Annotated in this window: 2 protein-coding genes; both read left to right on the top strand. The window is 64.6% G+C overall.

The genetic code is table 11. From position 1 onward, the window contains the following. Positions 1-2 precede the first annotated feature (2 nt). A complete protein-coding gene (locus tag P3H15_RS53700; RefSeq protein ID WP_276144775.1) occupies positions 3-1061 on the top strand; it encodes an ABC transporter permease in 1059 nt (352 codons plus the stop codon). A 5-nt stretch (positions 1062-1066) separates the two neighbouring features. Next, entirely contained in the window at positions 1067-1882 is an 816-nt protein-coding gene (locus P3H15_RS53695; RefSeq protein WP_276144774.1) for an ATP-binding cassette domain-containing protein, read from the top strand. Positions 1883-1884: the final 2 nt, after the last annotated feature.

Here is a 1884-nt window from a genome sequence, read left to right as displayed (position 1 = left end):
TCATGTCCACACAGCAAGATCTGGACCTTGCCAGTCACAAGGTCGTCCACGACGAACGGGTGAAGGAGCAAAAACGCCTGCAGCGTCTGCTGGTCCGCCCCGAGATCGGGTCCCTGTTCGGTGCGATCGCGATCTTCGTCTTCTTCATGATCGTCGCACCCCCGTTCCGCAGCCCCGAGGCCCTGGCCACCGTCCTCTACGCCTCCTCCACCATCGGGATCATGGCCTGCGCGGTGGCGCTGCTGATGATCGGCGGCGAATTCGACCTCTCCGCCGGCGTCGCCGTCACCACCAGCTCGCTGGCGGCGTCGATGATCGCCTACAACCTGCACCTGAACCTGTGGGCCGGCGCCGCCCTGGCCCTGCTGGTCTCGCTCGCGGTCGGGTTCTTCAACGGCTACCTGGTGATGAAAACGAAGATCCCCAGCTTCCTGATCACCCTGAGCTCGTTCCTGATGCTCACCGGCATCAACCTGGCGGTCACCAAACTGATCACCGGGCAGGTCGCCACCCCCTCCGTCTCGGACATGCAGGGTTTCGACTCGGCGAAGAAGGTGTTCGCGTCCTCCTTCACCGTCGCCGGGGTGTCGGTGCGGATCACCGTGATCTGGTGGCTGCTGTTCACCGCGATCGCCACCTGGGTGCTGTTCAAGACCCGGATCGGGAACTGGATCTTCGCCGTCGGCGGCAACCAGGACTCCGCCCGCGCCATCGGCGTCCCGGTCACCAGGGTCAAGATCGGGTTGTTCATGACCGTCGGGTTCGCCGCCTGGTTCGTCGGCATGCACCTGCTGTTCTCGTTCAACACCGTCCAATCCGGCCAGGGCATCGGCAACGAGTTCCTCTACATCATCGCCGCGGTGATCGGCGGCTGCCTGCTCACCGGCGGCTACGGCACCGCGATCGGCGCCGCGATCGGCGCGTTCATCTTCGGCATGACCAACCAGGGCATCGTCTACGCCGGCTGGAACCCGGACTGGTTCAAGTTCTTCCTCGGCGCGATGCTGCTGTTCGCGGTCATCGCCAACAACGCCTTCCGCAACTACGCCGCCAAGAGGTGACCAGTATGAGTACCATCGAACAGATGCCCGTCGATACCGAACCCGGTGGGGGCGAAAAGATCCCGCTGATCGAGCTGAAACACGTCGGCAAGCAGTACGGCAACATCATCGCCCTGCAGGACATCAACCTGCGCGTCAAAGCCGGGGAGGTCACCGGTGTGCTCGGCGACAACGGCGCCGGCAAGTCCACCCTGATCAAGATCATGGCCGGGCTGCACCAGCAGAGCGAGGGCGAGCTGCTCGTCGACGGCGAGGCCACCGTGTTCGACTCCCCGAAGGAGGCCCTGTCCAAGGGCATCGCCACCGTCTACCAGGATTTGGCGGTGGTGTCGCTGATGCCGGTGTGGCGCAACTTCTTCCTCGGCCAGGAACTGCGCAAGGGCCCGCTGAAGTCCCTCGACGCGAACGGTATGCGCGCCACCACGATGTCGGAGTTGTCGAAGATGGGCATCGAGCTGCCCGACGTCGACGCCCCCATCGGCTCGCTCTCCGGCGGTCAGCGCCAGTGCGTGGCGATCGCCCGGGCGATCTTCTTCGGCGCCCGCGTCCTGATCCTCGACGAGCCCACCGCCGCCCTCGGTGTCAAACAGTCCGGGATGGTGCTGCGCTACATCTCCGCCGCCAAGGAACAGGGCTTCGGGGTGGTGTTCATCACCCACAACCCGCACCACGCCTACATGGTCGGTGACCACTTCGTGCTCCTCAACCGCGGCCGGCAGAAGCTGGACTGCACCTTCGACGAGATCAGCCTCGAAGAACTCACCCAGCAAATGGCCGGCGGCGACGAACTCGAAGCACTCACCCACGAACTCCGGCGCTAGGA

This window comes from Rhodococcus sp. T2V, assembly GCF_029269925.1.
GTDB lineage: Bacteria > Actinomycetota > Actinomycetes > Mycobacteriales > Mycobacteriaceae > Rhodococcus_F > Rhodococcus_F koreensis.
This window is presented reverse-complemented; position numbering and strand designations above follow the sequence as displayed.